This is a genomic window from Ruegeria sp. TM1040, assembly GCF_000014065.1.
Classification (GTDB): domain Bacteria; phylum Pseudomonadota; class Alphaproteobacteria; order Rhodobacterales; family Rhodobacteraceae; genus Epibacterium.
The window spans coordinates 147,501-171,453 of the sequence record NC_008044.1 but is presented as its reverse complement, the minus strand read 5'-3'; the positions used below and the strand labels follow the sequence as shown (position 1 = coordinate 171,453).

The window sequence follows — 23,953 nt, the reverse complement described above, 5'->3', positions numbered from 1 at the left end:
ACCAAGGCATGGCGCGCCGCGAATGCGCGTCTCGCCACGCCGCAATCGGGAGAGCCAACCATGCGCATGACCACCGAAGAAGCCTTTGTAAAAACACTGCAAATGCATGGTATCGAGCATGCGTTTGGCATTATCGGTTCCGCGATGATGCCGATTTCAGATCTGTTTCCCAAGGCTGGGATCACGTTCTGGGACTGCGCGCATGAGGGCTCCGCCGGGATGATGGCCGATGGCTACACGCGGGTGACGGGCAACATGTCGATGATGATTGCGCAGAACGGCCCGGGCATCACCAACTTCGTCACCGCCGTAAAAACCGCCTATTGGAACCACACGCCACTGCTGCTGGTGACGCCACAGGCTGCCAACAAGACCATCGGCCAAGGGGGCTTTCAGGAGGTCGAACAGATGAAACTGTTCGAGGATATGGTGGCCTATCAAGAAGAGGTTCGCGACCCGAGCCGCGTTGCGGAAGTTCTGAATCGCGTGATCTGCAACGCGAAACGCGCCTCGGCCCCGGCGCAGATCAACATTCCTCGCGACATGTGGACTCAGGTCATCGATATCGCCCTCCCCGAAATCCTCACGTTCGAACGTCCTGCAGGAGGGGCGCAGGCCGTCTCAGAAGCCGCCTCGCTCCTCTCTGAGGCCCAAAATCCGGTGATCCTCAATGGCGCAGGCGTGGTGCTCTCTGGCGGGGGTATCGCCGCCTCCATGGCGCTGGCGGAGCGGCTCGATGCGCCGGTATGCGTTGGCTATCAGCACAATGACGCCTTTCCCGGCACGCATCCTCTTTTTGTGGGTCCCTTGGGGTACAATGGCTCTAAAGCGGCGATGGAGCTGATCCGCGATGCCGATGTCGTGCTTTGCCTCGGCACCCGACTCAACCCTTTTTCCACTCTGCCCGGCTATGGGATCGACTATTGGCCAACGGAAGCCGATATCATTCAGGTGGACATCAACCCAGATCGGATCGGGCTGACGAAACCGGTGCGTGTGGGGATTGTGGGGGACGCGGCCAAAGTGGCCGATGGCATTCTGCAACAGCTCTCAGAGGACGCCGGAGATGCCGGGCGCTCCGCACGCAAGGCCCATATCGCAGCAACAAAATCCCGCTGGGCGCAGCAGCTTGCCGCGATGGACCATGAAGACGACGACCCCGGCACCACCTGGAACGCCCGCGCGCGGTCCGCAAAACCCGACTGGATGAGCCCACGCATGGCCTGGCGCGCGATACAGTCCGCACTCCCCTCAGACGCCATCATTTCGTCCGACATTGGTAACAACTGCGCCATCGGCAACGCCTATCCCACCTTCGAAGCAGGCCGCAAATATCTTGCCCCGGGGCTGTTTGGCCCATGCGGGTATGGTTTGCCAGCGATCATGGGCGCCAAGATCGGCTGCCCCGAGACCCCGGTCGTGGGCTTTGCCGGAGACGGTGCGTTTGGCATCTCGGTAAACGAGCTGACCGCTATTGGACGCGCAGAGTGGCCCGCAATTACGCAGGTGGTGTTTCGCAACTACCAATGGGGTGCCGAAAAACGCAACTCGACGCTCTGGTTTGACGACAATTTCGTGGGCACAGAACTCGACACCAAGGTCTCTTATGCGGGGATTGCACAAGCCTGCGGCCTGAAAGGCGTTGTCGCGCGCACCATGGAAGAGCTGACCGCGACGTTGCGCCACGCGATCGAGGATCAGGGCCGAGGCATCACCACGCTGATCGAAGCCCTGATCAATCAGGAGCTGGGAGAGCCCTTTCGCCGCGACGCCATGAAAAAGCCGGTGGCGATTGCCGGGATCTCGGCCGCAGACATGCGTCCACAGGCGCGCGCCTGATGGGGCCGGAGATGCTGGTGGATTTGCCCTTTGCGCTCACGGCGATGCAGGGGCTGTTTCTGGCAGCTGCCCTGTTTTTCGCGGCCGTCATTCGCGGCTATTCGGGCTTTGGCTTCTCGGCGATCTTTATCGTGATCGCCTCGATGGTCACCAATCCACTGCCGCTCATTCCGGTGGTCTTCACCTGCGAGATCGCCATGACCGCGTTTCAGGCGCGTGGCATCCGGGCGCATATCGACTGGCACCGCGCGATTGCGTTGCTGGTAGGGGCCGCAATCGCGGTGATCCCGGCTGTCGCCTTGATGGCCCGGCTCGAGCCCACGCATGCGCGGATGGTGGTCTCGGCGCTTATCTTGCTGCTGAGCCTCATCTTGCTGAGCGGCTGGCAACTGCGTCGCCCCATTGGTGCCCTCGGGCACGCTGGGGTCGGTATTCTTTCTGGGACCGCCAATGCCGCAGGCGTTGGTGGCCTGCCGACAGCCGCCTTTTTATCCGCGCAAGCCATGCCGCCGGCCGCTTTTCGAGCGACCATGATCATCTTCCTGACGGGAATTGACCTCATGGCTTTGCCGACGATGTCGGCGCATGGGCTTGTGACCTCCGAAACCGCTTGGGCCGCCGTCATGGCCTTTCCGATACTCGCCCTGGGCGTGTGGTGCGGCAGCAGGGGCTTTGCCAATGCGCGACCCGATGGTTTTCGCCAAAAGGTCGTGATCCTTCTGGCGACGCTTGCAACCATCAGCCTGATACGGGCGATGTTCTGACACGGCCCGTGCCCTGACCCGCAAAAAACAAATGTTCCTCTCTTTCCAAGTTGCAGGAACAGGCGTACCACTCCTGCAGGGACATTGGGCGCTATGGTCCTGTCACGGCGCGCAGCAGGGCCTGGATCGCCTCCGCACCATCTGTCCCTGACCACCCAAGCTGATGAGGTCGCCGTGCCTGAAACCTCCCCGTCCCCTCGCCTGCCCCTCTCGATTGCGCGCCTGCGCAGCAGGGCAAAGGTCTTGTTTCCGGGCGTTGCCGTCTCTTTTATCGTTGCCGCCACGGCGCAGTTTTTGGCCGAACACTACGCAACGCCTGCAATGCTTATGGCGCTGCTCCTCGGGATTGCCGTCAGTTTTCTGGGCGAAGAGGGGCGCACGGTGCCGGGAGTCGCGTTTTCTGCGCGAACCCTCCTGCGCCTCGGGGTCGCGCTTTTGGGCGTGCGGGTCTCGATGATGGTGCTCGCCGGACTGGGACTGCCCTTGATCTTTCTCACCGCGGGCGGCGTAGTCGCGACCATCTTCTTTGGCCTCTGGGTTGCGCGCTTCTTCGGTCAGGAGTGGCGGTTTGCACTCCTGACGGCGGGCTCGGTTGCGATCTGTGGTGCCTCTGCGGCAATGGCAATTGCTGCGATCCTACCGCGCGATAAATCCTCGGAGCAGCGGCTGATTTTCACCGTGATGGGGGTCACAGTCCTGTCGACCATCGCCATGATCCTCTATCCGATCCTTGCGGGCAGCCTGCAGTTTGACCACATTCAGGCCGGGGTCTTCCTCGGCGGGACCATTCATGACGTAGCCCAAGTGGTCGGGGCCGGTTTTTCCATCTCGGAGGAGACCGGAGACACCGCAACTTTGGTAAAACTGATCCGCGTCTCCATGCTGGCGCCTGTGGTGCTTGTGGCCTCGCTCTTCATCCGCGCCCGTATCGAGACCTCCGCCGAAGGGCGCCAACCTCCGCTCCTGCCGGGATTTGTCATCGGCTTTATCGCGCTCGCCGCACTCAATTCGCTGGCGCTGATCCCGCCTGTTGTTGCAGATTTTCTAAGCGCCTGTTCGCGGTGGCTCTTGCTGATCGCGATTGCCGCCGTCGGCATGAAAAGCAACCTCAAACAGGTGCTCTCGGTGGGCGGCGCAGCCATCGGGCTCTTGGTGACCGAAACGGTATTCATCGCCGGGCTGATCCTTCTGGGCATCCTGTTGCTGACCTGATCAGATTTTTTGCAAAAAATTGCACTCCCCTGTCACAGATCATCCCCCTCGTGCGTCCTGTTGTCAGTCCCCAAGACAGAAAAGGAACTGGACCATGACACAACGTCTCGACCAATTCGCCGCCGCTGGCGATCTCTTCAAGCCGATGATGCAGCAAGAAGAGCTGCTGAAGACCTCGGGCCTCGAGTTCAGCCTGATCGAGCTGGTGAAACTGCGCGCCTCGCAAATCAACGCGTGCGCGTTCTGCATCCACATGCACACCCATGACGCGCGCAACGCGGGTGAGAGCGAGGACCGGATGCATCTGTTGCCTGCATGGCGTGAAAGCACGCTCTATACCCCTCGCGAACGCGCAGCCTTGGCCTGGACCGAGGCACTAACTCTGGTTGCCGATACGGCCGCCCCTGACGCCGACTATGAACTGGTCGCCAAGGCGTTCAGCCCCCGCGAGCAGGTCGCACTGACGCTCTTGATTGGGGCGATCAATGCCTGGAACCGCATTGCAATTGGTTTTCGCACCCCCCACCCTGCCGCCAAGGAGGCCTCTGCTGCGTGAACCACGGCACAGAGAATACCGGAACCGATGCGTTCCTTTCGGTGCGGCCGCGTCTTTTCGCGGTCGCCTATCGCATGTTGGGCAGTGTCGCCGATGCAGAAGACATCCTGCAGGACGCGTATTTGCGCTGGCAATCGGCACCACGAGGCGAGGTGCGCGACCCAACCGGCTATCTCGTGCGGGTGGTCACACGGCTCTGTCTCGACCAGTTGAAATCGGCGCGTGTCAAACGCGAGACTTACACGGGGGCCTGGCTGCCCGAACCGCTGCTGACCGAAGATCCCGCAGAGCTGATCGATCATGATGTCTCGGTGGCGCTTTTGCTGGCGCTTGAACGTCTGACCCCGCTCGAACGGGCCGCGTTCTTGCTGCATGACGTCTTTGGCAACAGCCATGACGAGGTAGCGAGTGCCCTCGACCGCAGCCCATCTGCGTGCCGCCAACTGGTATCGCGCGCAAGACGTCATGTGCAATCCGAACGCCCGCGCAGCCAGGTTGCCCCCGAAGAGAGCCGGGCCCTGACCGAGGCCTTCTTTCGTGCCTCAAAGACCGGCGACATGGCGGCGTTGACGCAGCTTCTGGCGCAGGATGTGGAATTGGTCAGTGACGGGGGCGGCAAGGCCATGGCGGCGCTCAACCCGATTTACGGACGCGACAAGGTGATGCGCCTTGCCGAAGGGCTTGCACGCAAATACGGCGCACATCTGCCGCCGCGCTGGCGGTTTGCGATGCTGAACGGCCTGCCCGCGATCCTCAGCCAAGAGCCAGAAGGGCTGGTTCAAGCGACCGCACTGGAAATCCGCGACGGGCGGATCGCCAAGGTCTATGTGATCCGCAACCCAGAAAAGACCGCGCATCTGGCCGCCGTGCTGTAATCAGATGCGTCCCGGGCGGCGCTCCCGGCAAAACTCATCCGCAAAACAAAACAGCCCCGGAAGAACCGGGGCTGCTGCAATCAAAAACTGACCAGTGTCGTCAGAGCAGGCCTGCGTGGGCCATGGCTGCGTCGATCTTGGCCTTGGTGCTGTCTTCGAGTCCCGTGAGCGGAGAGCGCACCTCTTCGGTGCAGAGACCCAGTTTGGACATGCCGTATTTTGCACCCACAAGACCCGGCTCGATAAAGATCGCCTCATGCAGCGGCATCAGGCGGTCCTGGTAGTCCAGAGCCTTTTTGTAGTCACCCGCAAGCGTCGCCGCCTGGAACTCGGCGCAGAGCTTGGGAGCAACGTTGGCTGTCACCGAGATGCAGCCGACGCCACCGTGCGCGTTAAAGCCAAGCGCGGTTGCATCTTCGCCCGAGAGCTGGATGAAGTCAGCGCCACAGGACGCCCGTTGCTGGCTGACACGCTCGAGCTTGCCGGTTGCGTCCTTCACGCCGATGATGCGCGGCAGCTTGGCCAGCTCACCCATCGTGGCAGGGGACATGTCGACAACCGAACGCGGCGGGATGTTGTAGATGATGATCGGGATGTCGGCGCAGTCGTGCAGCGCGCTGAAATGGGCGATCATACCCCGCTGCGTGGGCTTGTTGTAATAAGGCGTCACAACGAGGGCGGCATCTGCCCCCACGCGGTGCGCATACTCCACAAAGCGAATCGCCTCGACTGTGTTGTTGGACCCGGCGCCCGCAATCACGGGCACGCGGCCTGCGGCGGTTTCGACCACCACTTTGATGACCAGTTCGTGCTCTTCGTGGGTCAGGGTCGGGCTTTCACCGGTGGTTCCAACCGGCACCAGACCGGTAGACCCTTCCGCAATATGCCATTCCACCAAGTGTTTGAGCGTGTCCAGATCCAACTCACCATTGCGAAACGGGGTGACGAGGGCTGGCATAGAGCCTTTGAACATGGGAACGCTCCAGTTAGTGGTTTTCATGCGGGCAATTCCTTGCCCGGACGCGCGCGCTGGCGGGAAATTGAGTTGCACCCCGCGACATTCGCACTATCGTCACAGCCTCTATCCCCGGATTGCTGGAAAATGCAAGAGATGACACGCAGACTCGCCTGCTCATTGCTGATTTGCGCGACCCTTTTTGGCGCGCCCGCCCTAGCGCGCGGGCTGGACACCGCCCTGCCCCTGATGCGCGACGGACAATGGCAGGAGGCGCTGATCGATGCAGGAAGCGAAGGCTCGATCCAGCGTGACATCATCGAGTGGCATCGCCTGCGCGCGGGTGAAGGCACGGCACGCGATGTATTGTCCTTCATCGACCGCCGTCCCGACTGGCCCGGCATGGACTATCTGCGCCGCCAGAGCGAAGAGACTCTTGCCAAGGCCGGACACTCCGCCATCCTCGCGTTTTATCGCGATATGCCCTCGGCCCAGACCGCCGAAGGCGCGCTCAGCCTCGGGGAAGCGCTGATCGAGGCCGGGCGCACAGGCGAAGGCCAGGCAGAAATCGTGCGCGCTTGGCGTAGCATGGCGATGCCGCAGGAGGTCCACGACGCCTATCTAGCGCGACACAAAACCCTTTTGGCCGCACACCACGAAGCACGCCTCAGCCGTTTGCTTTGGGACGGGCACAAAGTGTCCTCGCGTCGGATGCTGGAGCTTGTGAGCGATGGTGCGCGCAAACTGGCGGAAGCGCGCATTGCCTTGCAGGAGCAGGCCAACGGCGTAGACGCGGCAATTGCTGCAGTGCCGGATGCGCTCAAGGACGATGCAGGGCTGGCCTATGACCGTTTCGCCTGGCGCGACGCAAAGCGACGCCAGGATGATGCGATTGCCATGATGTTTGAACGCTCCACCTCTGCCGAGGCGCTGGGGGAGCCGGCAAAATGGCTGCGCAGACGTGCGGATTTCGCGCGTCAGCTGATGCGCGACAATGACAATACCCGCGCCTATAAGCTCGCGGCCTATCACTTTGCCACGCCCGATGCTGGCTATGGCTACGCCGACAACGAATGGATTGCGGGCTATGTCGCGTTGCGCAAGCTCGACGATGCGGAACTTGCCGTCTATCATTTCACGCGTTTCCTTGCCGCGGTTGAAAGCCCGATCTCCGTGGGCCGTGCCGGATATTGGCTCGGGCGGGCCTATGCGCAGCTCGGTGAGATCGACAAGGCTCACGCGGCCTATCGGCTGGGGGCGAAATATCAAAGCTCCTATTACGGGCTGTTCTCTGCCCAGGCGCTTGGGCGCAGCTTCGATCCGCGCCTGACCCGTCCAGAGGCCCCGAACTGGCGCAACGCCCCATTTTTGCAGTCCTCAGTCTATGCCGCAGGCATTGCCTTGCTGGAGGCCGGTGAGGTGTCGCTTGCAGAGCGGTTCCTCACTCATCTCGTGGAAAGCCTCCCCCCGGATCAGGCGTTGCAACTGGGGCAGATGGCTGTCGACATGAAACTGCCGCATCTGGCCGTGATGATCTCCAAGCGAGCTGCTCAGGACGGATTGGAGCTTGCGGGTGCCTATTACCCGCTGCATCCGGTTACCGACCTCGACCTCCCCATGGCGCCCGAGATGGTTCTGGCGATTGCCCGCCGCGAGAGCGAATTTGACCCTGTGGTCGTAAGCCATGCGGGCGCGCGCGGGTTGATGCAAGTGATGCCCGGCACCGCAGAACTGGTCGCCAAGGGCCTCGGCATTCTGGAGGAGCACGCGGTCGCGCGCCTCACCTCGGACTGGCAATATAACGCAAAGCTGGGCGCCACCTACCTTGCGGCGCTGGCCAAGGAATTCGACGGCAACGTGGTCCTGATGGCGGCGGGCTACAACGCGGGGCCGCACCGTCCGATCGCCTGGATGGAACGCTATGGTGATCCCCGTGATCCAAAGGTCGATGTGATCGACTGGATCGAGCACATCCCCTTTAATGAAACCCGCAATTACGTCATGCGCGTGACCGAGAGCCTGCCGGTTTATCGAGCGCGGCTTGGAGAAGCGCCTCTGCCCGTGCCCTTCTCACGCGAACTATCGGGCCGCACGCTTCAGGCTTTCGCGCCAAAAGGTGAATAGACCTGCGGCGACGACGATGGCAGCACCGATGATCACATTGGTGCGCATATCCTCGCCAAAGACCAACAGCCCGATCATCGCAGCCCAAGGGAGCTGCATGTACGCAAAGGGCTGCACAGCGCTGGCTTCGGCCATCTCGTAACATTTGATCAAGAGCCAGTGCCCGAGCGCTCCGGTCACACAGAGTGTCGCCATCCAGCCCCAGTCCGCAGCCGTCATCGGCTCCCACCACCACACCCCCAGGGGCGTTACAAAAAGCATGCCGTAGACGCCCGTGTAAAAGAAGCTTGTCGCAGTGGTGTCCCGGCGCGCCACATAGCGGGTGAGCAAGCCATAAAGGGCAAACATCAAGGCCGCCAAAAGCGGAATAAGCGCGGCAATCTGGAACACGCCAGAGCCCGGTTGCAGGATAATCAGAACCCCGATGAAGCCCACACCGATCGCTGCCCAGCGCCGCCAGCCCACCTGCTCGCCCAGGATGGGACCAGACAGCGCGGCAATCAGAAGCGGGTAACAGACGAACACCGCATGGCTCTCCACAAGACCGAGCACCGTAAAGGCCAGCACCATCACGCATATCTCCGCGACCAGTACGAAGGCACGAAAGATCTGCACCCACCTCTGGCTGGTCTGCGCTGCCGCGCGGATGCTCCCGGTCTGGCGCAGCGCCAGCGTGATCACAAAGGCCGCAAAGAACCAGTAGCGGATGGTGATGACCATAAAGACGTTGTACTCGCTGGCCAGGTGGCGCGAGATCCCGTCTTGCAGGGCAAAAATGATCGTCGCGCCGATCATCAGTAGAATGCCCATTCTGGTATCGTTCTTAGCCATGAGTTGATCCATGGGTCAGTCCTCTGCTGCGGGGGTCAGTACCGCGCGTGTCATATGCCGCTTGCGGCCAAAACCGGGGCTGCGCTCAACCGTGAAACCGGCCGTCTCCAAGCCGCGACGGACGAACCCTGCGGCAGTATAGGTTGCAGCGGTCCCACCCGCCGCGGTGTGGTCGGCGACAGCTTGCATAAGATCCTCTTGCCAGAGCTCCGGGTTCTTGGCGGGCGCAAACCCGTCCAGAAACCAGGCATTCGCCGCACCTGACCATACAGGCAGCGCCTCGCGCGCATCTCCGAGGATCACGTTGAGCTGCAAACTGCCCAGATCGCAACGCCCGCCGCCGGACCATTTTGCCAAAAACCGGTCTGCCCAGGGGGATACGGCAGGAAAAGCCTCGAGCGCGCGCGCCATATCGCTTGGCGTCATCGGGAAGGCCTCAAAGCTGGTGAAGTGCAGCGGCGTGTCTTGTCCGCTTTCTTCCCAGGCGCGCCAGGCGGCCAGCATATTGAGCCCGGTGCCAAAGCCAAGTTCCGCGATATGAAACCCCGGCCCAAAGCGTGCGGGCAGGTCATTGCCCGCCAGAAAGACGTGCTCTGTCTCCAGAAGTCCGTTTTGCAGCGAGAAATAAGGATCGTCGAACTGATCGGAGACAGGCAGATCGCCTTCTCGCCAGCTCAGCCGTGCCTGCTGGTCTGCCATCGCGAATTCCTTTAGGTGGGACATGACACGAGGGCGAACCTGACGAAAGGTCATGGAAATGGCAACTGCTGAAATCACCGTGCGCGGCGCTGGGATCTTTGGGCTCTCGATTGCTTGGGCCTGCCACCGGCGTGGCGCACGGGTGCAGGTGATCGACCCTGCGGGCCCCGGTGCAGGCTCAAGCGGCGGACTCGTTGGAGCGCTCGCGCCGCATGTGCCGGAAAACTGGAACCCGAAGAAAGCCTTTCAGCTTGAAAGTCTGTTGATGGCCGAAGGGTTCTGGGCCGAAGTTGAAGCGACGGGCGGCATCTCTGCCGGGTATGGGCGACTGGGCCGATTGCAACCGATCAGCGATGACCGCGCGCTGGAACTGGCTCATGCACGCCGTGAAACCGCTGCCGAGCTCTGGCAGGACAACGCCATCTGGGAGGTGCGCCCCACGACGGATTTTGCTGCATGGTGCCCGCCAAGCCCGACCGGCATGGTGATCCACGACACGCTCTCTGCGCGCATGCATCCCCGCCGTGCCTGCGCCGCATTGGTCGCCGCTCTGCGTGCAGGCGGCATAGAGGTCGAAGGCGATGGGCGCGACGAGGGACAGGTTGTCCATGCCACCGGCTATCAGGGGCTACTGGATCTGAATGCCCTGTCGCCGCGCCTTGTGGGCACAGGCGTCAAGGGCCAGGCCGCGCTTTTGGCCTATGACGCGGGCGACGTGCCCCAGCTTTATGCCGACGGGTTGCATATCATCCCACATGCGGATGGAACCCTTGCCATTGGATCGACCAGCGAGCGCGAGTTTCTTCACCCCGACGAGCCAGACGCTCAGCTAGATCAGGTGATCTCTCGGGCGATTGCTGCCATGCCGCAACTGGCGGGAGCCAAAGTGCTGGAACGCTGGGCCGGGGTACGTCCACGCGCCCGCACGCGCGCCCCAATGCTGGGCGAATATCCGGGCCGCGTCGGTCATTTCATTGCCAATGGCGGCTTCAAGATCGGTTTTGGAATGGCGCCAAAGGTCGCCGAGGTCATGGCGGAGCTGCTCCTTGATGGAAATGACACCATCCCCGAGGGCTTTCGCGTTTCGGACAATTTCTGATCCCACGGGATCGGTTGCAATTTCCACCACATGCGGGTTTCTAGACCCAAACCTACGGCGCAGGAGAGATCACGGATGGAATGGACACAACTGCTGAACCCAAGACGGCTGTGTCGCCCGGACTATGCCGACAAACCCAACCGTCCCGCCTATTTGCAGGACTACGACCGCATCTTGTTCTCAGAGCCGTTCCGCCGTCTGGCGCAGAAAACGCAGGTCCATCCGCTCTATGACCATGATCACGTCCACCACCGGATGATCCACTCAATGGAGACCTCCTCGGTCGGGCGCTCCCTTGGAATTCAGGTCGGCGAGGCGCTCGTGGCCGATGGCCGGCTCGAGGACGGGCTGCAGCATGTGATGGCGGGCACGGTGCAGGCGGCCTGTCTGGTACATGACATTGGCAATCCGCCCTTTGGGCATTCCGGCGAAGCCAGCATCGGTGCGTGGTTTGCGCAGCAATTTGCCGCCAACAATGGCACAGGGATCGGCATCGCCGCGGGCATCGCGCCCGAGCATCGCGCTGAATTTGAGGCCTTTGAAGGCAACGCTCAGGGCTTTCGGATCGTGTCCCGGCTGGAAATGGCGCGGCGCGAGGGGGGCATGCGGCTCTCATATGCAACGCTCGGTGCATTTGCGAAATACCCCTGCACCGCCAGTGCCGCCGCCGATGCGCAGGACACCTATGTGGGCCTCAAGAAGTTCGGCTGCTTTGCCGGCGAAGAAGCGCTTTTCGCCGAAGTCGCAAGCGCCCTTGGCCTGCCCCAGGAACGCACCCCTTCTGGCGAGCGGTGGTGGCGCCGCCACCCGCTGGCGTTCTTGGTCGAGGCGGCAGATGACATATGCTATCGCATTCTCGACCTCGAAGACGCGGCGACCGTGGGCGATCTAGGCGGCGAGGTGGTTTCTGAAATCCTCGAAGAGATCACCGGCAAGCCCAACCGCTCGCCCGAGCCAGAAATGACCCTGCGCGAGCGCACCGGCATGCAGCGCGCGATGGCGATTGGCGCTGCCATCGACAGCGCGGTTGAGGCGTTTCTTGAACACTACGATGCCATCATGGACGGCACCTTCAATGATGGGCTGATGGAAGTGTCGAGCAAGGCTGCCACCTTTGCCCGGCTGAAAGAGATCTCAAACGCGCGCATTTTCACCGCCCAGCGTAAAACTGCGCTCGAAGTGGTGGGACGCAAAGTGATCTTCACGATCCTCGACGAATTCCACGCGTTGTTTGTGGCCCTAAAGGCCTGCGACTGGGATGCGCAGCGCTTGCTCAAGGAACATGGCTACTGGACCCAGCTCGTGCGCGCTGTCGATCTCGACCTGCGCGGCGTAACGGACGACTACACGGCCGCCCATGCGCTGACCGATTTTGTTTCCGGCATGACCGACCGCTACGCGATCCGCGTGCGCGACATGATCACCGGTCAGGTGCCAAGCTGATCCAACGGTCCTGCGGGGGCGTTACCGCCCCCGGCGCTTTACGTTGCCGCCACGCTGTCCGGCCTTGCCCGCGGTGGAGCGACCGCGCGTGCGGGTCGCTTCTTCGGCGGCGGCTTCGACAGCAGACTGGCGCGCCAGCGGGTCGTCCGCAATCGCCAGATCCACCGCCTCCAAACGCTTGACCTCATCGCGCAGGCGTGCGGCTTCCTCGAATTCGAGGTTCTCTGCCGCCTTGCGCATCTGCTCGCGCAGACCATCAAGATGAGCCTCGAAATTGGCACCATGCAAGGGTTTGTCGATGGTGGCGGTGACCCGGGACATGTCCGTGTCGCCCTCATAGAGCCCGGCCAGAACGTCATCGACATTCTTCTTCACCGTCTCCGGCGTGATACCGTGTTCTTCGTTGTAGGCGATCTGCTTTTCACGACGGCGGTTGGTTTCAGCGATCGCGCGCTCCATCGAGCCGGTGATACGATCCGCGTACATGATGACCTTGCCCTCGGAGTTTCGCGCCGCCCGACCGATGGTCTGGATGAGCGAGGTTTCAGAGCGCAGGAAGCCCTCCTTGTCCGCATCCAGAATGGCCACCAATCCACACTCGGGAATATCGAGCCCCTCGCGCAGCAGGTTGATCCCCACAAGAACGTCAAAGGCCCCAAGCCGGAGATCGCGCAGGATCTCGATGCGCTCGATGGTGTCGATATCCGAGTGCATATAGCGCACCTTGATACCCTGTTCGTGCAGATACTCTGTGAGATCTTCTGCCATGCGTTTGGTCAAAACTGTGGCCAGCGTCCGGTATCCCCGCGCGGTGACATCGCGGATTTCATCGAGGAGGTCATCCACCTGCATCCCCACCGGACGGATCTCGACCTCTGGATCGAGTAGGCCGGTTGGTCGGATGACTTGCTCCGCAAACACGCCGCCGGATTGCTCCATTTCCCATGCGGCAGGCGTGGCCGATACAAAGACCGACTGCGGGCGCATCGCGTCCCATTCTTCGAACTTCAAAGGCCGGTTGTCCATGCAGGACGGCAAACGGAAACCATGCTCTGCGAGCGTCATCTTGCGGCGGTGGTCGCCTTTGTACATGCCGCCAATCTGCGGCACGGAGACGTGGCTCTCGTCCGCAAACACGATGGCGTTGTCGGGGATGAATTCAAACAGGGTTGGCGGTGGCTCTCCCGGCGCGCGTCCCGTCAGATAGCGCGAGTAGTTCTCGATCCCATTGCAATGCCCGGTGGCCTCCAGCATCTCGATGTCGAAATTGGTCCTCTGCTCCAGCCGCTGCGCTTCCAGAAGCTTGCCTTCGCTCACCAGATTGTCGAGCCGCTGGCGCAGCTCGTTCTTGATCGAAATCACCGCCTGATTGAGCGTCGGCTTTGGTGTCACATAGTGCGAATTCGCGTAGACGCGGATTTTCTCAAAGCTCCCGGTACGCTCGCCGGTGAGCGGGTCAAACTCGGTGATCGACTCCAGTTCCTCGCCAAAAAACGACAGCTTCCAAGCCCGGTCCTCAAGGTGAGCGGGGAAAATCTCCAGCGTGTCGCCGCGCACCCGGAACGCGCCACGTTGAAACGCCTGATCGTTGCGTTTGTACTGCTGCGCCACCAGATCCGCCATGATCTGGCGCTGGTCATAGTCCTGCCCGACAATCAGATCCTGCGTCATCGCGGAATAGGTCTCCACCGAACCGATACCGTAGATACAGGACACCGAGGCGATGATGATCACATCGTCGCGCTCCAGCAGGGCCCGCGTAGCCGAATGCCGCATCCGGTCTATCTGCTCGTTGATCTGGCTTTCTTTCTCGATGTAGGTGTCCGAACGTGGCACATAGGCCTCGGGCTGATAGTAATCGTAGAATGAGACGAAATACTCGACCGCGTTGTCAGGAAAGAACCCTTTGAACTCACCGTAAAGCTGCGCTGCCAGCGTTTTGTTGGGCGCAAGGATGATGGCGGGGCGCTGGGTTTCCTCAATCACCTTGGCCATGGTGAAGGTCTTGCCGGTGCCAGTCGCCCCAAGCAATACCTGATCGCGCTCTCCATCGAGCACACCCTGGCTCAATTCGGCAATTGCGGTGGGCTGGTCGCCTGCCGGAGAAAAGGCCGTCTGCATGACGAATTTCTTCCCACCTTCGAGCTTCTCGCGCCGCTCCGGGGCGCGATCGGCCATCATCGGCAGGGTCTTGTCGGAATGAGCGTAAGGCATCGGCGACTCCTTGTCGGGCACGCAGACAGAGTTTGGTCCGTTTTTGTTCCACTTCAAGGGACAAGTCAAACATCCCTGCTTCTCCCGGCAGGGTGGCCGACATACAACCTCTGTTAAATGAGCGATATTTGCGACCTTGCCGCGCCCCATCATCCGTCGCATATAGATGCAAAGGAATCTTCTTGAGGAGACAGCCATGCGTGCGCGGATTTACCGGCCAGCTCGAAACGCCATGACCTCTGGTATGGCCAAGACGCGGAAATGGGTGCTGGAATACGCCCCTGCGGATGCGCGCGAGGTGGATCCGCTGATGGGCTGGACGTCGTCCTCCGACACCCAGAGCCAGGTGCGTCTCAAATTCGATACCAAGGAAGAGGCACTGGAATACGCCGATGACCACGGCATCGAAGTTGAAGTACACGAGCCCAAGACCCGCAAGCCTAATCTGCGGGCAGGTGGTTACGGAGAAAACTTCGCCACCAATAGACGCGGCCCTTGGACGCACTAAGTCCCTCAAAGACAGAGCACGCTCCTTCTTGAGGTGCCGTCAGATCCAAACAACAAAGCGCCCCACGGGCGCTTTTTCCATATCTGGAGGTGGGGTCCGCATGGCTGGCAAAACATTGAATAAAAACAACCTTGTAGCACTGGGAGCCGAGATGCTCGCGGATCTTCTGCTAGAGAGCGTCAAAGGAGACGCAGCGCGGCAGAGGCGCGTGCGGATGGCCCTCGCCGCCAATCAAGGTCCCGAAACGGTTGCCGCCGATGTGCGCAAACGCTTTGCCTCGATCCGGCGGGCGCGCAGTTTTATCTCGCGCAAGACACAAAAGACCCTCGCCAAGGAACTTGCGAACCACACCCAACTGATCGAAGCCAGGATTGCACCGCACGCGCCGGACCTCGCGTTTGATCTTCTGTGGGCGCAGCTACACTTGGCGAATGATATCCTTGATCGCACCGACGATAGTCAGGGCGTGATTGCCAACGTCATGCAGGAGGCAATGGCGGCAGTCACGCGTCTCTCGTCGTCGCTTACCCGTGACCCTGTTGCCTTGGCTGATGATATTTTCGAGGCTGTCTCAACAGATTCATACGGCGTGTTTGATACAACCGTAGAGGCGCTTGCAGAAGCTTTGGGAGGAAGTGGACTGGCGCGGTTGGAGACCCTCGCCGAGCGCGCACGAGAAGCCCCTCTGTCGGACGCGGATCTCTTGTTGTTTGGTTATATCACCGATCCGCAACAGCGCGAAGACCGCGCGCGCAACGCGCGCGACCGTGCCAGCGAGATGCTTTTGCTGGATATTGCTGACCTGAGAGGCGATGTGGACGCCTGGCTCTCGCATTATGCACCCGAGGAGCTCACGCAAGATGCGATTGCACCCGAAGCAAGCGCGCGATTGCTCGATGCGGGGCGTGCGGAGGAAGCACTGGCTCTCATCGAACAGGCTTTGCCAAATGGTGATCTCTGGCACGACAAAGCGGATCTGGACGACGCGCATTTTGCCTGCCTTGAGGCGCTGGGGCGGCAGGAGGATCTGAGGTCTGCCCTTTGGGCCCGGTTCGAGAGACGGCTCTGCCCCCGCGCGTTGCGGCAATACCTGAAGCGCCTGCCCGATTTTGACGACATCGAAGCCGCAGAGCAGGCACGTCAACATGTACTCACCTTTGCTCCCATCGAAGTCGCCCTGGGCTATTGCCTTGATGCCCCCGATCTCAGCTTGGCCTCAGAACTGATCCTGGCACGCCATCCTGAGATCGATGGCGAGACCTTTACGTGCCTTGCGCCGCTTGCCGAAGCGCTTCGTGCGGAGTTCCCCCTGCCGGCGGTGCTTCTGTGGCGCGCGATGATTGATGACACGCTCTCCGAGGCGCGCGCTGCGCGCTATCGCCATGCGGCGCGTCAACTGACCGCCTGTGAAACGGAGGACGCCCAGATTTCAGATTACAGGGGCCACCCGCCCCATGGCGCGTATCTGCGCGACTTGCAAAAAGCACATGCGCGCAAATCGGGCTTTTGGGGGCGGCTGAGTTAGATACGCCCAGCCTCATAGAAGGTTATGCATGCTGCGCCCCACTGCCCGCCGCATGCGTCAGGGCAGTGTCATCGCGGTACAGTCTGCCATTTAAAAACAGTCTCTCCAAAAGCTCATTCAGAAAATCCACGCCGCATCAAACAACTATTGATTGAATAGCATCCTCAAGAGTCGTTTACTCAAATATAAGGAACACTTCATAATATTGGGGCAACGATATGAGGTCGCTGTATGTCACAGATTATTTCGTCCACGATTTCCGAAGACACCACTGGAATGAATGATGCATTTGGCTGGTTTGATGTATCGGCTGAAGATCGCACCCGCGTATCTGCGCTCGAACCTCTCGTGCGCGATAATATTGATGAGATTATCAACGACTTTTATGAACGCGCTGGCGGCTTTGATCATTCGGCGTTGAAAATACAGGACAAAAACAGCCTTGAGCTCATAAAAGAAGAGCAAAAAAGGCACTTCCTTGAGCTTATGGACGCCGGATTGGGCGAAGATTATTTCCAAACGCGAAAGAATGCTGGCATTTTCAACGAGCGATTTGGCGTTTCCCCAAGTTTTTACATGGGCGCTTATTCCTATTTTTACGATAGGATTTGTGACATCGTAAAAAGGGAAGCAAAAAACAAAGATGAAGCGATTGAGATCTTTTTGTCGCTTCACAGGATTGCAGCGTGCCACAAGTCTTTGACAATTGAGGCCTTTGCCAAGGCTCGGGAACAGACCATTGAGGATCGGGAACGGGAAATCAGCGAACTGCCGGTACCGGTGCTCAAGATGCGCGAGGGCCTTCTTCTGGTGCCGGTCGTCGGTACCCTCGACAGCCACCGTGCCAGACTACTGACGTCTCGCATGCTGGACGAAATCAGCAAGGTCGGCGCTCGCGCGGTGGTGCTCGACATAACGGGCGTCCCCGCCGTCGACAGCGCTGTTGCAAACCACCTGATTCAATCCATGGGCGCTGCCCGCCTGATGGGCGCACATTCCGTCCTGACGGGCATAAGTTCGGATGTCGCTCAATCCCTCGTGAAGCTCGGCGTCACCGGTGAAACCCTGAACCCAGCCGGCGACCTTCAGCGTGGGATCGAAACGGCAGAAGCGCTTTTGGACGGCTAAAGATGGCATTGCGTGTCCCGATCCTCAGTCAAGGAGAGTTGCTCATCGCCTCGATCCAGGAGGAGTTGTCAGATAGTGAGATCCTTGATCTGCAGGCCCGTATTCTGGATGAGGTCGCCGCCAAGAAGGCGCGAAACGTTATCGTCGATGTCAGCTTGCTTGACGTCCTCGATAGCTTTGGAACAAGAACACTGTCCGAAATCGCGGCAGCGGTCCGCTTGAGAGGAGCCCAAATGGTCATTGTTGGCATTCAGCCCGAAGTGGCCATGGCCATGGTTCTCCTGGGCCTGTCGCTAGAAGGCGTGCCAACAGCACTTGATCTCGACCATGGCATCGAACTTCTGAAAGCCAGACCATGAACGCCATTCTCACCGAAACTGACCTGGTTCAGTTGGAGATCGAGGATGATCGCGACGTGGTCACCGCGCGCAGCAATGGGCGCAAGATGGCGGCTGAGATGGGGTTTTCGCGCCCCGATCAGGCGCTCATCGCCACCGCGATATCCGAGTTGGCGCGCAACATCGTAAACTATGCCGGAAAGGGAGGGATCGAGCTCGGAAAACTTCAAAAGCCAGGGTACGTGGGCATTCAGGTTGTGGCTCATGACGAGGGACCGGGTATTGCGGACATAGAGTCCGCCATGATTGATGGCTTTTCTACGGGTAATAGTCTCGGCTTGGGCTTGCCGGGGACAAAACGGATTGTCGACGAATTTCAGCTGCAATCCGCGCCCGGAGACGGTGTTACGGTGACGGCGGTAAAATGGCTTCGCATCTGACCGATGGCGTGATTCATGCCACGACCAGGGCCGCGTCTTTGCATTGGTGCATCGCGCAGGCCACCAAAACCGATGGCGCATTGAATGGGGACGGCTACCTGTTAAAACGCGACGAGGACACGCTGCTCTTTGCGTTGGCCGATGGCGTTGGGAGTGGTCAGTTGGCGCATGACGCCTCCAGCGCATGCCTCCGGATCCTTGCCGCGTCGGATGACATGGATTTGCCGTCATTGTTTGAAACCTGTCACACGCAGCTTACCAGTACGCGCGGCGCTGCTCTGGGCCTGGTCAAGTTTTTCTTGGGCCAGGGCTTTCTGGAATGGGCCGCTGTCGGCGACATTGAGGGCTGTATCTATCCCACCGAACCCACCAGCAGTCGTACGATCAGCATGATGCAGCGGGGTGGCACCCTCGGTCACTATTTCACCGGAATCACACCGCAACAACATGCATGGCCGCCCACGTCCATGCTCGCACTTTGTACCGATGGCGTTTCTCGCAAGTTTCGTGAAAGACACCCCAATGACCAAGCCCCGCGTGAGTTTGCCGATAGCTGCTTCAATGACTTCGGCCGTGACAATGATGATCGGACGTTGGCGACCTTCTCCTGGACACAGGAGGGGACATGACAATGTCGATGCTCGAGAGTGAGGTCACAGAGGCCTGGGCCGAACAATACGAAACCGCTTTTGTGACATATTGCAACACCGGCTCCGAGGAGGCTTTGATCGAAGCATATGCCTTTGCCCGGGAAGGTCTTGCTGCCAGCATGACCCTCGCAGTTTTTGCGTGTCTCCATCATGCAGCATTTTTCAAGCTTCTCGAGCAATCCGGTCCGGGGAACAATCTTTATGAACGCGCATTGGACTTTTATCTCGAAGGGGTCTCAGTGTTCGATATGGCCATCCATGGGTACCAAAACAATGTTGCGCGCCTCAAAGAAGAAGTCACAGAGCGACGGCGCATAGAGGAAGATCTGCGCGCCGCCACCTTTGAGCTGTCTCGACAACGCAGCGACCTCGACATTCAAGTTCGCCAACGCACCGCAGAGTTGCGAGAGAGGGCGGAGGAGCTGGAGCAGTCCAATCGCTTGCTCCTCCAGACCAACAAGGAGACATCAGAGTTTTCCTACGCGCTGTCTCATGACCTCAAATCTCCGATCAACACGATAGGCATGCTTCTTGATGCTATCCGAGAGGAACTGCCACCAGACAGCGAATCCGAATGCGCAGACCTCGTATCGGATGCATCGCTGACAGCAGAGCGCATGAAGCGTCTGATCGATGATGTATTGCAATACTCGCAAGTCGTTGGAAACACGCTTGAACGGGAATTGGTCGACATGAGCCAACTGTGCCAAGACGCCCTGTCTGACATGCGCCACGCGATCGACGAAGCACAAGCCGATATCTCATGCTCCCATCTCCCGGTCGTGCGCGGAAGCGCGTTTCAACTGGCTATCATGCTGCGAAATTTCCTATCAAACGCACTGACCTACCGCGATGCCTCTCGCCCCTTAAGGGTCGAGATCTCAGCGGGACCCACCGCAGAGACTGGCCGGGTTTTGATTTCGATTGCCGACAACGGCATCGGCATGCCACCAGACTGCCATGCCCGGATTTTTAACCTGTTCACAAGGCTTCACACTTACAGCGATTTTGAAGGATCCGGCATTGGGTTAGCATTATGTAAACGCGTGGCAAATAATCATAACAGTGACATCGAAGTCGAATCCGTCGAGGGGCAAGGGACTATATTCAGCTTCTCTATCGAAAGCGAGGAGGTTGATACATGGCATTAACCAAGATCTATGCAATCGACGACGACATGTTGGACCGCAAGATGCTTCAGCGTGTGGTCGAGCGCTCTGGCAAGGTCAATTCGCTCGAACTCTACTCTTATGCCGAGTCGGCGATTGAGGAGCTTGAGCGGTGTGACAGGCTACCGGAGCTTATTCTTCTGGACATCAACATGCCCCGAATGAACGGCTTTGAGTTCCTGGAGATTGTCGATGAGAAGTTGAGCCAGGCGCAACCGCCAGTCAAAGTTGCTCTTTTGACGACGTCAAGCAATCCCGCGGATGCACGCAAGGCTGAGTCATTTGCGTCAGTCGGCTGGTTTCTGTCGAAGCCCTTGGGACGAGATATGCTGGACCAACTTGTTTCCGAGTTCTCGTGACCCTTGTGCGTTGTTTTTCGTTTTCTCGAACGCGATTTTCCCCGCGGATGCGAGGTTTAGTTTGTTGTAATCATGTATTTGATTTGGTTGCGGGAGTAGGATTTGAACCTACGACCTTCAGGTTATGAGCCTGACGAGCTACCTGGCTGCTCCATCCCGCGTTGTTTGTTTTGTTTTTTTGTTTAGAGAGGATTTATTTGGGTTCTTATTAGGTTTGGCGGTGCCCTACTCTCCCACACCTTAAGATGCAGTACCATCGGCGCAACAGCGCTTAACTTCCGGGTTCGGGAAGGGACCGGGTGTTTCGCTTGTGCTTTGGCCACCAAACCGAATAAGAACCCAAAGCTGCACTCGCGAAGCGAGTTCAGACGGTGGCCGGAAGCGATATGCCGGAGGCAAATCGCGTGGCCACACCTGAGTTATGTCACAGAACATGTATGTTCTGCTTCATTTCAGTTTTATCAACGTGTTGATGATTTTCATCATCAACGTGTTGACCCCTTTATGAGGGTCAACGAGTTGTCCAAGTTTTGTTTTTGCTTTTTGGTTTTTGGCTGTCTTTTACTGGATCAGATCAAGCCAATCGGGCGATTAGTACCGGTCAACTGAACGCATTGCTGCGCTTACATCTCCGGCCTATTGACGTGGTGGTCTTCCACGGCCCTCAGGGATACCTTGTTTTGAGGGGGGCTTCCCGCTTAGATGCCTTCAGCGGTTATCCTTTCCGATCATAGCTACCCTGCACTACCGTTGGCACGATAACAGGTCCACCAGTGGATCGTTCACCCCGGTCCTCTCGTACTAGGGGCAACTCCTCTCAAGTATCCTACACCCACGGCAGATAGGGACCGAACTGTCTCACGACGTTCTAAACCCAGCTCACGTACCTCTTTAAACGGCGAACAGCCGTACCCTTGGGACCTGCTCCAGCCCCAGGATGAGATGAGCCGACATCGAGGTGCCAAACACTGCCGTCGATATGGACTCTTGGGCAGTATCAGCCTGTTATCCCCGGCGTACCTTTTATCCGTTGAGCGATGGCCCTTCCACTCGGGACCACCGGATCACTATGGCCGACTTTCGTCTCTGCTCGACTTGTCAGTCTCGCAGTCAGGCAGGCTTTTGCCATTGCACTCAACGAGCGATTTCCGACCGCTCTGAGCCCACCTTCGCGCGCCTCCGTTACGCTTTAGGAGGCGACCGCCCCAGTCAAACTACCCGCCACGCAGGGTCCCGGATCCCGGTAAGGGACCGCGGTTAGACATCAAGAGTGCGAAGGGTGGTATCTCAAGGATGGCTCCACAGGAACTAGCGTTCCTGCTTCGATGCCTACCACCTATCCTGCACATCACAATCCTGATGCCAGTGCGAAGCTGTAGTAAAGGTGCACGGGGTCTTTCCGTCTAACCGCGGGAAGCCTGCATCTTGACAGGCAATTCAATTTCGCTGAGTCGATGTTGGAGACAGCGGGGAAGTCGTTACGCCATTCGTGCAGGTCGGAACTTACCCGACAAGGAATTTCGCTACCTTAGGACCGTTATAGTTACGGCCGCCGTTTACCTGGGCTTCAATTCGGAGCTCTCACCCCTCCTTTTAACCTTCAGGCACCGGGCAGGCGTCAGACCCTATACGTCGTCTTGCGACTTCGCAGAGCCCTGTGTTTTTAATAAACAGTCGCCACCCCCTGGTTTGTGCCCCCGGATTCCACTTGCGTAGGACCCGGGCCTCCTTCTCGCGAACTTACGGAGGTATTTTGCCGAGTTCCTTCAACATCGTTCTCTCAAGCGCCTTGGTATTCTCTACCAGTCCACCTGTGTCGGTTTAGGGTACGGTCTGATGGAGGGCTATTTCCAGGGACCAATCAGCGGCCCGCCCAATCCGATAAGGGCGAACAACCTTCATGATCCGTCACATCCTCCTGGCCCAGGAATATTAACCTGGTTCCCATCGCCTACGCCTTTCGGCCTCGGCTTAGGGGCCGGCTTACCCTGCTCAGATTAGCTTTAAGCAGGAACCCTTGGACTTTCGGCGAGAGTGTCTCTCACACTCTTTGTCGCTACTCATGTCATCATTCTCGCTAGTGATCTCTCCACGGGATCGCTCACGCGCCCGCTTCATCGAAAGAACTGTTCCTCCAATGACCCCGAGGGGTCTAAGGAGGAGCTGTTCTATGTCACACTACGCTCTGCTACCATGCACTATGTGCATCCTCGGCTTCGGCTCATGGCTTGAGCCCCGTTACATCTTCGCCGCAGGACGTCTTATTTAGACCAGTGAGCTGTTACGCTATCTTTAAAGGATGGCTGCTTCTAAGCCAACCTCCTGGTTGTTTTGGACATCCCACCTGCTTTCCCACTTAGCCATGAATTAGGGGCCTTAGCCGGAGGTCAGGGTTGTTTCCCTCTCCACTACGGACGTTAGCATCCGCAGTGTGTCTGCCATCTAGTACTCCCGGGTATTCGGAGTTTGGTTAGGATCAGTAAGCCTGTGGGGCCCCATTACCCATCCAGTGCTCTACCCCCCGGGGTATTCGGATGACGCTCTACCTAAATAGATTTCGCAGAGAACCAGCTATCTCCGAGTTTGATTGGCCTTTCACCCCTAGGCACAACTCATCCCGACCTTTTTCAACAGGTGTGGGTTCGGACCTCCAGTGCGTGTTACCGCACCTTCATCCTGGTCATGCCTAGATCACTCGGTTTCGGGTCTGATCCCACGAACTCATGCGCCCTATTAAGACTCGCTTTCGCTGCGCCTACACCTAACGGCTTAAGCTTGCTCGTAAGACCAAGTCGATGACCCATTATACAAAAGGTACGCTGTCAGCTCGCAAGGAGCCTCCAACTGATTGTAGGCGTTCGGTTTCAGGTACTGTTTCACTCCCCTCGTCGGGGTGCTTTTCACCTTTCCCTCACGGTACTGGTTCGCTATCGGTCAGTAAGGAGTACTTAGCCTTCGGAGGTGGTCCTCCGATCTTCAGACAGGATTTCACGTGTCCCGCCCTACTTAATACGTCCCTCAGAGCTTCCTATACGGGGCTGTCACCCGCTATGGCTGTGCTTCCCAACACATTCTAGTCACTCATCAGGCTCGGCTGGTTCCCGTTCGCTCGCCGCTACTAGGGAAGTCTCTATTGATGTCCTTTCCTCCGGGTACTTAGATGTTTCAGTTCCCCGGGTTTGCTCTTAAAACCCTATGTATTCAGGTAATAAGTACTTGATTAAG

At 59.0% G+C, this 23,953-nt stretch carries 20 protein-coding genes, 1 tRNA gene and 2 rRNA genes (1 of these 23 running past the window's edge); 16 read left to right on the top strand and 7 right to left on the bottom strand.

Going from position 1 to position 23,953, the window contains the following annotated elements; all coding sequences use genetic code 11:
- Nucleotides 1–60: 60 nt before the first annotated feature.
- The 5 genes from xsc (at nt 61) to TM1040_RS05085 (ending at nt 5,246) form a co-directional block, all read left to right on the top strand.
- Nucleotides 61–1,839, top strand: a complete 1,779-nt coding sequence (xsc, locus tag TM1040_RS05105) for a sulfoacetaldehyde acetyltransferase (RefSeq protein ID WP_011537523.1) — start codon at nt 61–63, stop codon at nt 1,837–1,839.
- Complete coding sequence (locus tag TM1040_RS05100) at nt 1,839–2,603, top strand: TSUP family transporter (protein ID WP_044026644.1); 765 nt, start codon at nt 1,839–1,841, stop codon at nt 2,601–2,603. The genes xsc and TM1040_RS05100 overlap by 1 nt, the downstream gene beginning before the upstream one ends.
- Before the next feature lie 174 nt (nt 2,604–2,777).
- Nucleotides 2,778–3,815: a YeiH family protein gene (locus tag TM1040_RS05095; protein ID WP_011537521.1), complete on the top strand. Its 1,038-nt coding sequence runs from the start codon at nt 2,778–2,780 to the stop codon at nt 3,813–3,815.
- A gap of 94 nt (nt 3,816–3,909) precedes the next feature.
- On the top strand, nt 3,910–4,371 hold the full coding sequence (locus TM1040_RS05090) for a carboxymuconolactone decarboxylase family protein (protein ID WP_011537520.1): 462 nt from the start codon (nt 3,910–3,912) through the stop codon (nt 4,369–4,371).
- Nucleotides 4,368–5,246, top strand: a complete 879-nt coding sequence (locus tag TM1040_RS05085) for a sigma-70 family RNA polymerase sigma factor (protein WP_011537519.1) — start codon at nt 4,368–4,370, stop codon at nt 5,244–5,246. The genes TM1040_RS05090 and TM1040_RS05085 overlap by 4 nt, the downstream gene beginning before the upstream one ends.
- A gap of 100 nt (nt 5,247–5,346) precedes the next feature.
- On the opposite strand, the gene dapA is transcribed toward TM1040_RS05085, so the two are convergent.
- Entirely contained in the window at nt 5,347–6,219 is an 873-nt protein-coding gene (dapA, locus tag TM1040_RS05080) for a 4-hydroxy-tetrahydrodipicolinate synthase (protein WP_044026643.1), read from the bottom strand.
- Between the two features lie 138 nt (nt 6,220–6,357).
- Here dapA and TM1040_RS05075 point away from each other — a divergent pair, with 138 nt between their 5' ends.
- Nucleotides 6,358–8,325: a lytic transglycosylase domain-containing protein gene (locus tag TM1040_RS05075; protein ID WP_011537517.1), complete on the top strand. Its 1,968-nt coding sequence runs from the start codon at nt 6,358–6,360 to the stop codon at nt 8,323–8,325.
- Here the strand turns inward: TM1040_RS05075 and TM1040_RS05070 are convergent.
- Nucleotides 8,281–9,156, bottom strand: coding sequence for a DMT family transporter (locus TM1040_RS05070; RefSeq protein WP_254658847.1), 876 nt, complete (start codon nt 9,154–9,156; stop codon nt 8,281–8,283). The two genes, TM1040_RS05075 and TM1040_RS05070, sit on opposite strands and share 45 nt — an antisense overlap.
- A 15-nt stretch (nt 9,157–9,171) precedes the next feature.
- Nucleotides 9,172–9,855 carry a tRNA (5-methylaminomethyl-2-thiouridine)(34)-methyltransferase MnmD gene (mnmD, locus tag TM1040_RS05065; protein WP_011537515.1) on the bottom strand — a complete coding sequence of 228 codons (684 nt, stop codon included), beginning with the start codon at nt 9,853–9,855 and terminating at the stop codon, nt 9,172–9,174.
- Nucleotides 9,856–9,913: 58 nt separating this feature from the next.
- On the opposite strand from mnmD, the gene TM1040_RS05060 reads away from it, so the two are divergent.
- Nucleotides 9,914–10,954, top strand: a complete 1,041-nt coding sequence (locus TM1040_RS05060; protein ID WP_011537514.1) for an NAD(P)/FAD-dependent oxidoreductase — start codon at nt 9,914–9,916, stop codon at nt 10,952–10,954.
- A gap of 75 nt (nt 10,955–11,029) precedes the next feature.
- Nucleotides 11,030–12,397, top strand: a complete 1,368-nt coding sequence (gene dgt, locus TM1040_RS05055; RefSeq protein ID WP_011537513.1) for a dGTP triphosphohydrolase — start codon at nt 11,030–11,032, stop codon at nt 12,395–12,397.
- 21 nt (nt 12,398–12,418) lie between these two features.
- Here the strand turns inward: dgt and uvrB are convergent, their stop codons facing one another.
- Entirely contained in the window at nt 12,419–14,611 is a 2,193-nt protein-coding gene (gene uvrB / locus TM1040_RS05050; protein ID WP_011537512.1) for an excinuclease ABC subunit UvrB, read from the bottom strand.
- 196 nt (nt 14,612–14,807) lie between these two features.
- On the opposite strand from uvrB, the gene TM1040_RS05045 reads away from it, so the two are divergent.
- From TM1040_RS05045 to TM1040_RS05010, 8 genes are all read left to right on the top strand, one after another.
- Entirely contained in the window at nt 14,808–15,119 is a 312-nt protein-coding gene (locus tag TM1040_RS05045; protein ID WP_011537511.1) for an ETC complex I subunit, read from the top strand.
- Between the two features lie 100 nt (nt 15,120–15,219).
- Nucleotides 15,220–16,644 (top strand): DUF6880 family protein, encoded by a 1,425-nt coding sequence (locus tag TM1040_RS05040; RefSeq protein ID WP_011537510.1) that lies wholly within the window; start codon nt 15,220–15,222, stop codon nt 16,642–16,644.
- Between the two features lie 231 nt (nt 16,645–16,875).
- On the top strand, nt 16,876–17,772 hold the full coding sequence (locus tag TM1040_RS05035; RefSeq protein ID WP_011537509.1) for a protoglobin domain-containing protein: 897 nt from the start codon (nt 16,876–16,878) through the stop codon (nt 17,770–17,772).
- Between the two features lie 2 nt (nt 17,773–17,774).
- Entirely contained in the window at nt 17,775–18,131 is a 357-nt protein-coding gene (locus TM1040_RS05030) for an STAS domain-containing protein (protein WP_011537508.1), read from the top strand.
- Entirely contained in the window at nt 18,128–18,550 is a 423-nt protein-coding gene (locus tag TM1040_RS05025) for an anti-sigma regulatory factor (protein WP_011537507.1), read from the top strand. The genes TM1040_RS05030 and TM1040_RS05025 overlap by 4 nt, the downstream gene beginning before the upstream one ends.
- Complete coding sequence (locus tag TM1040_RS05020; protein WP_011537506.1) at nt 18,535–19,179, top strand: SpoIIE family protein phosphatase; 645 nt, start codon at nt 18,535–18,537, stop codon at nt 19,177–19,179. Before TM1040_RS05025 ends, TM1040_RS05020 begins: the two co-directional genes overlap by 16 nt.
- A 2-nt stretch (nt 19,180–19,181) precedes the next feature.
- Nucleotides 19,182–20,351 (top strand): sensor histidine kinase, encoded by a 1,170-nt coding sequence (locus tag TM1040_RS05015; RefSeq protein WP_044026642.1) that lies wholly within the window; start codon nt 19,182–19,184, stop codon nt 20,349–20,351.
- Nucleotides 20,342–20,728: a response regulator gene (locus tag TM1040_RS05010; protein ID WP_011537504.1), complete on the top strand. Its 387-nt coding sequence runs from the start codon at nt 20,342–20,344 to the stop codon at nt 20,726–20,728. The genes TM1040_RS05015 and TM1040_RS05010 overlap by 10 nt, the downstream gene beginning before the upstream one ends.
- A gap of 84 nt (nt 20,729–20,812) precedes the next feature.
- On the opposite strand, the gene TM1040_RS05005 is transcribed toward TM1040_RS05010, so the two are convergent.
- From TM1040_RS05005 to TM1040_RS04995, 3 genes are all read right to left on the bottom strand, one after another.
- A tRNA-Met gene (locus tag TM1040_RS05005) sits at nt 20,813–20,889 on the bottom strand.
- Between the two features lie 51 nt (nt 20,890–20,940).
- Nucleotides 20,941–21,055: ribosomal RNA gene (gene rrf / locus TM1040_RS05000) — 5S ribosomal RNA — on the bottom strand.
- Between the two features lie 243 nt (nt 21,056–21,298).
- Nucleotides 21,299–23,953: ribosomal RNA gene (locus tag TM1040_RS04995) — 23S ribosomal RNA — on the bottom strand; it runs 178 nt beyond the window's last position.

What these genes read in the sequence shown, in the direction of transcription:
- xsc (WP_011537523.1), top strand. Translation starts at nt 61, where the DNA reads ATGCGCATGACCACCGAAGAAGCCTTTGTAAAAACACTGCAAATGCAT.
- TM1040_RS05100 (WP_044026644.1), top strand. Translation starts at nt 1,839, where the DNA reads ATGGGGCCGGAGATGCTGGTGGATTTGCCCTTTGCGCTCACGGCGATG.
- TM1040_RS05090 (WP_011537520.1), top strand. Translation starts at nt 3,910, where the DNA reads ATGACACAACGTCTCGACCAATTCGCCGCCGCTGGCGATCTCTTCAAG.
- dapA (WP_044026643.1), bottom strand. Translation starts at nt 6,219, where the DNA reads ATGTTCAAAGGCTCTATGCCAGCCCTCGTCACCCCGTTTCGCAATGGT.
- TM1040_RS05075 (WP_011537517.1), top strand. Translation starts at nt 6,358, where the DNA reads ATGACACGCAGACTCGCCTGCTCATTGCTGATTTGCGCGACCCTTTTT.
- TM1040_RS05070 (WP_254658847.1), bottom strand. Translation starts at nt 9,156, where the DNA reads ATGGCTAAGAACGATACCAGAATGGGCATTCTACTGATGATCGGCGCG.
- mnmD (WP_011537515.1), bottom strand. Translation starts at nt 9,855, where the DNA reads ATGGCAGACCAGCAGGCACGGCTGAGCTGGCGAGAAGGCGATCTGCCT.
- TM1040_RS05060 (WP_011537514.1), top strand. Translation starts at nt 9,914, where the DNA reads ATGGCAACTGCTGAAATCACCGTGCGCGGCGCTGGGATCTTTGGGCTC.
- dgt (WP_011537513.1), top strand. Translation starts at nt 11,030, where the DNA reads ATGGAATGGACACAACTGCTGAACCCAAGACGGCTGTGTCGCCCGGAC.
- uvrB (WP_011537512.1), bottom strand. Translation starts at nt 14,611, where the DNA reads ATGCCTTACGCTCATTCCGACAAGACCCTGCCGATGATGGCCGATCGC.
- TM1040_RS05045 (WP_011537511.1), top strand. Translation starts at nt 14,808, where the DNA reads ATGCGTGCGCGGATTTACCGGCCAGCTCGAAACGCCATGACCTCTGGT.
- TM1040_RS05040 (WP_011537510.1), top strand. Translation starts at nt 15,220, where the DNA reads ATGGCTGGCAAAACATTGAATAAAAACAACCTTGTAGCACTGGGAGCC.
- TM1040_RS05035 (WP_011537509.1), top strand. Translation starts at nt 16,876, where the DNA reads ATGTCACAGATTATTTCGTCCACGATTTCCGAAGACACCACTGGAATG.
- TM1040_RS05030 (WP_011537508.1), top strand. Translation starts at nt 17,775, where the DNA reads ATGGCATTGCGTGTCCCGATCCTCAGTCAAGGAGAGTTGCTCATCGCC.
- TM1040_RS05025 (WP_011537507.1), top strand. Translation starts at nt 18,128, where the DNA reads ATGAACGCCATTCTCACCGAAACTGACCTGGTTCAGTTGGAGATCGAG.
- TM1040_RS05020 (WP_011537506.1), top strand. Translation starts at nt 18,535, where the DNA reads ATGGCTTCGCATCTGACCGATGGCGTGATTCATGCCACGACCAGGGCC.
- TM1040_RS05015 (WP_044026642.1), top strand. Translation starts at nt 19,182, where the DNA reads ATGTCGATGCTCGAGAGTGAGGTCACAGAGGCCTGGGCCGAACAATAC.
- TM1040_RS05010 (WP_011537504.1), top strand. Translation starts at nt 20,342, where the DNA reads ATGGCATTAACCAAGATCTATGCAATCGACGACGACATGTTGGACCGC.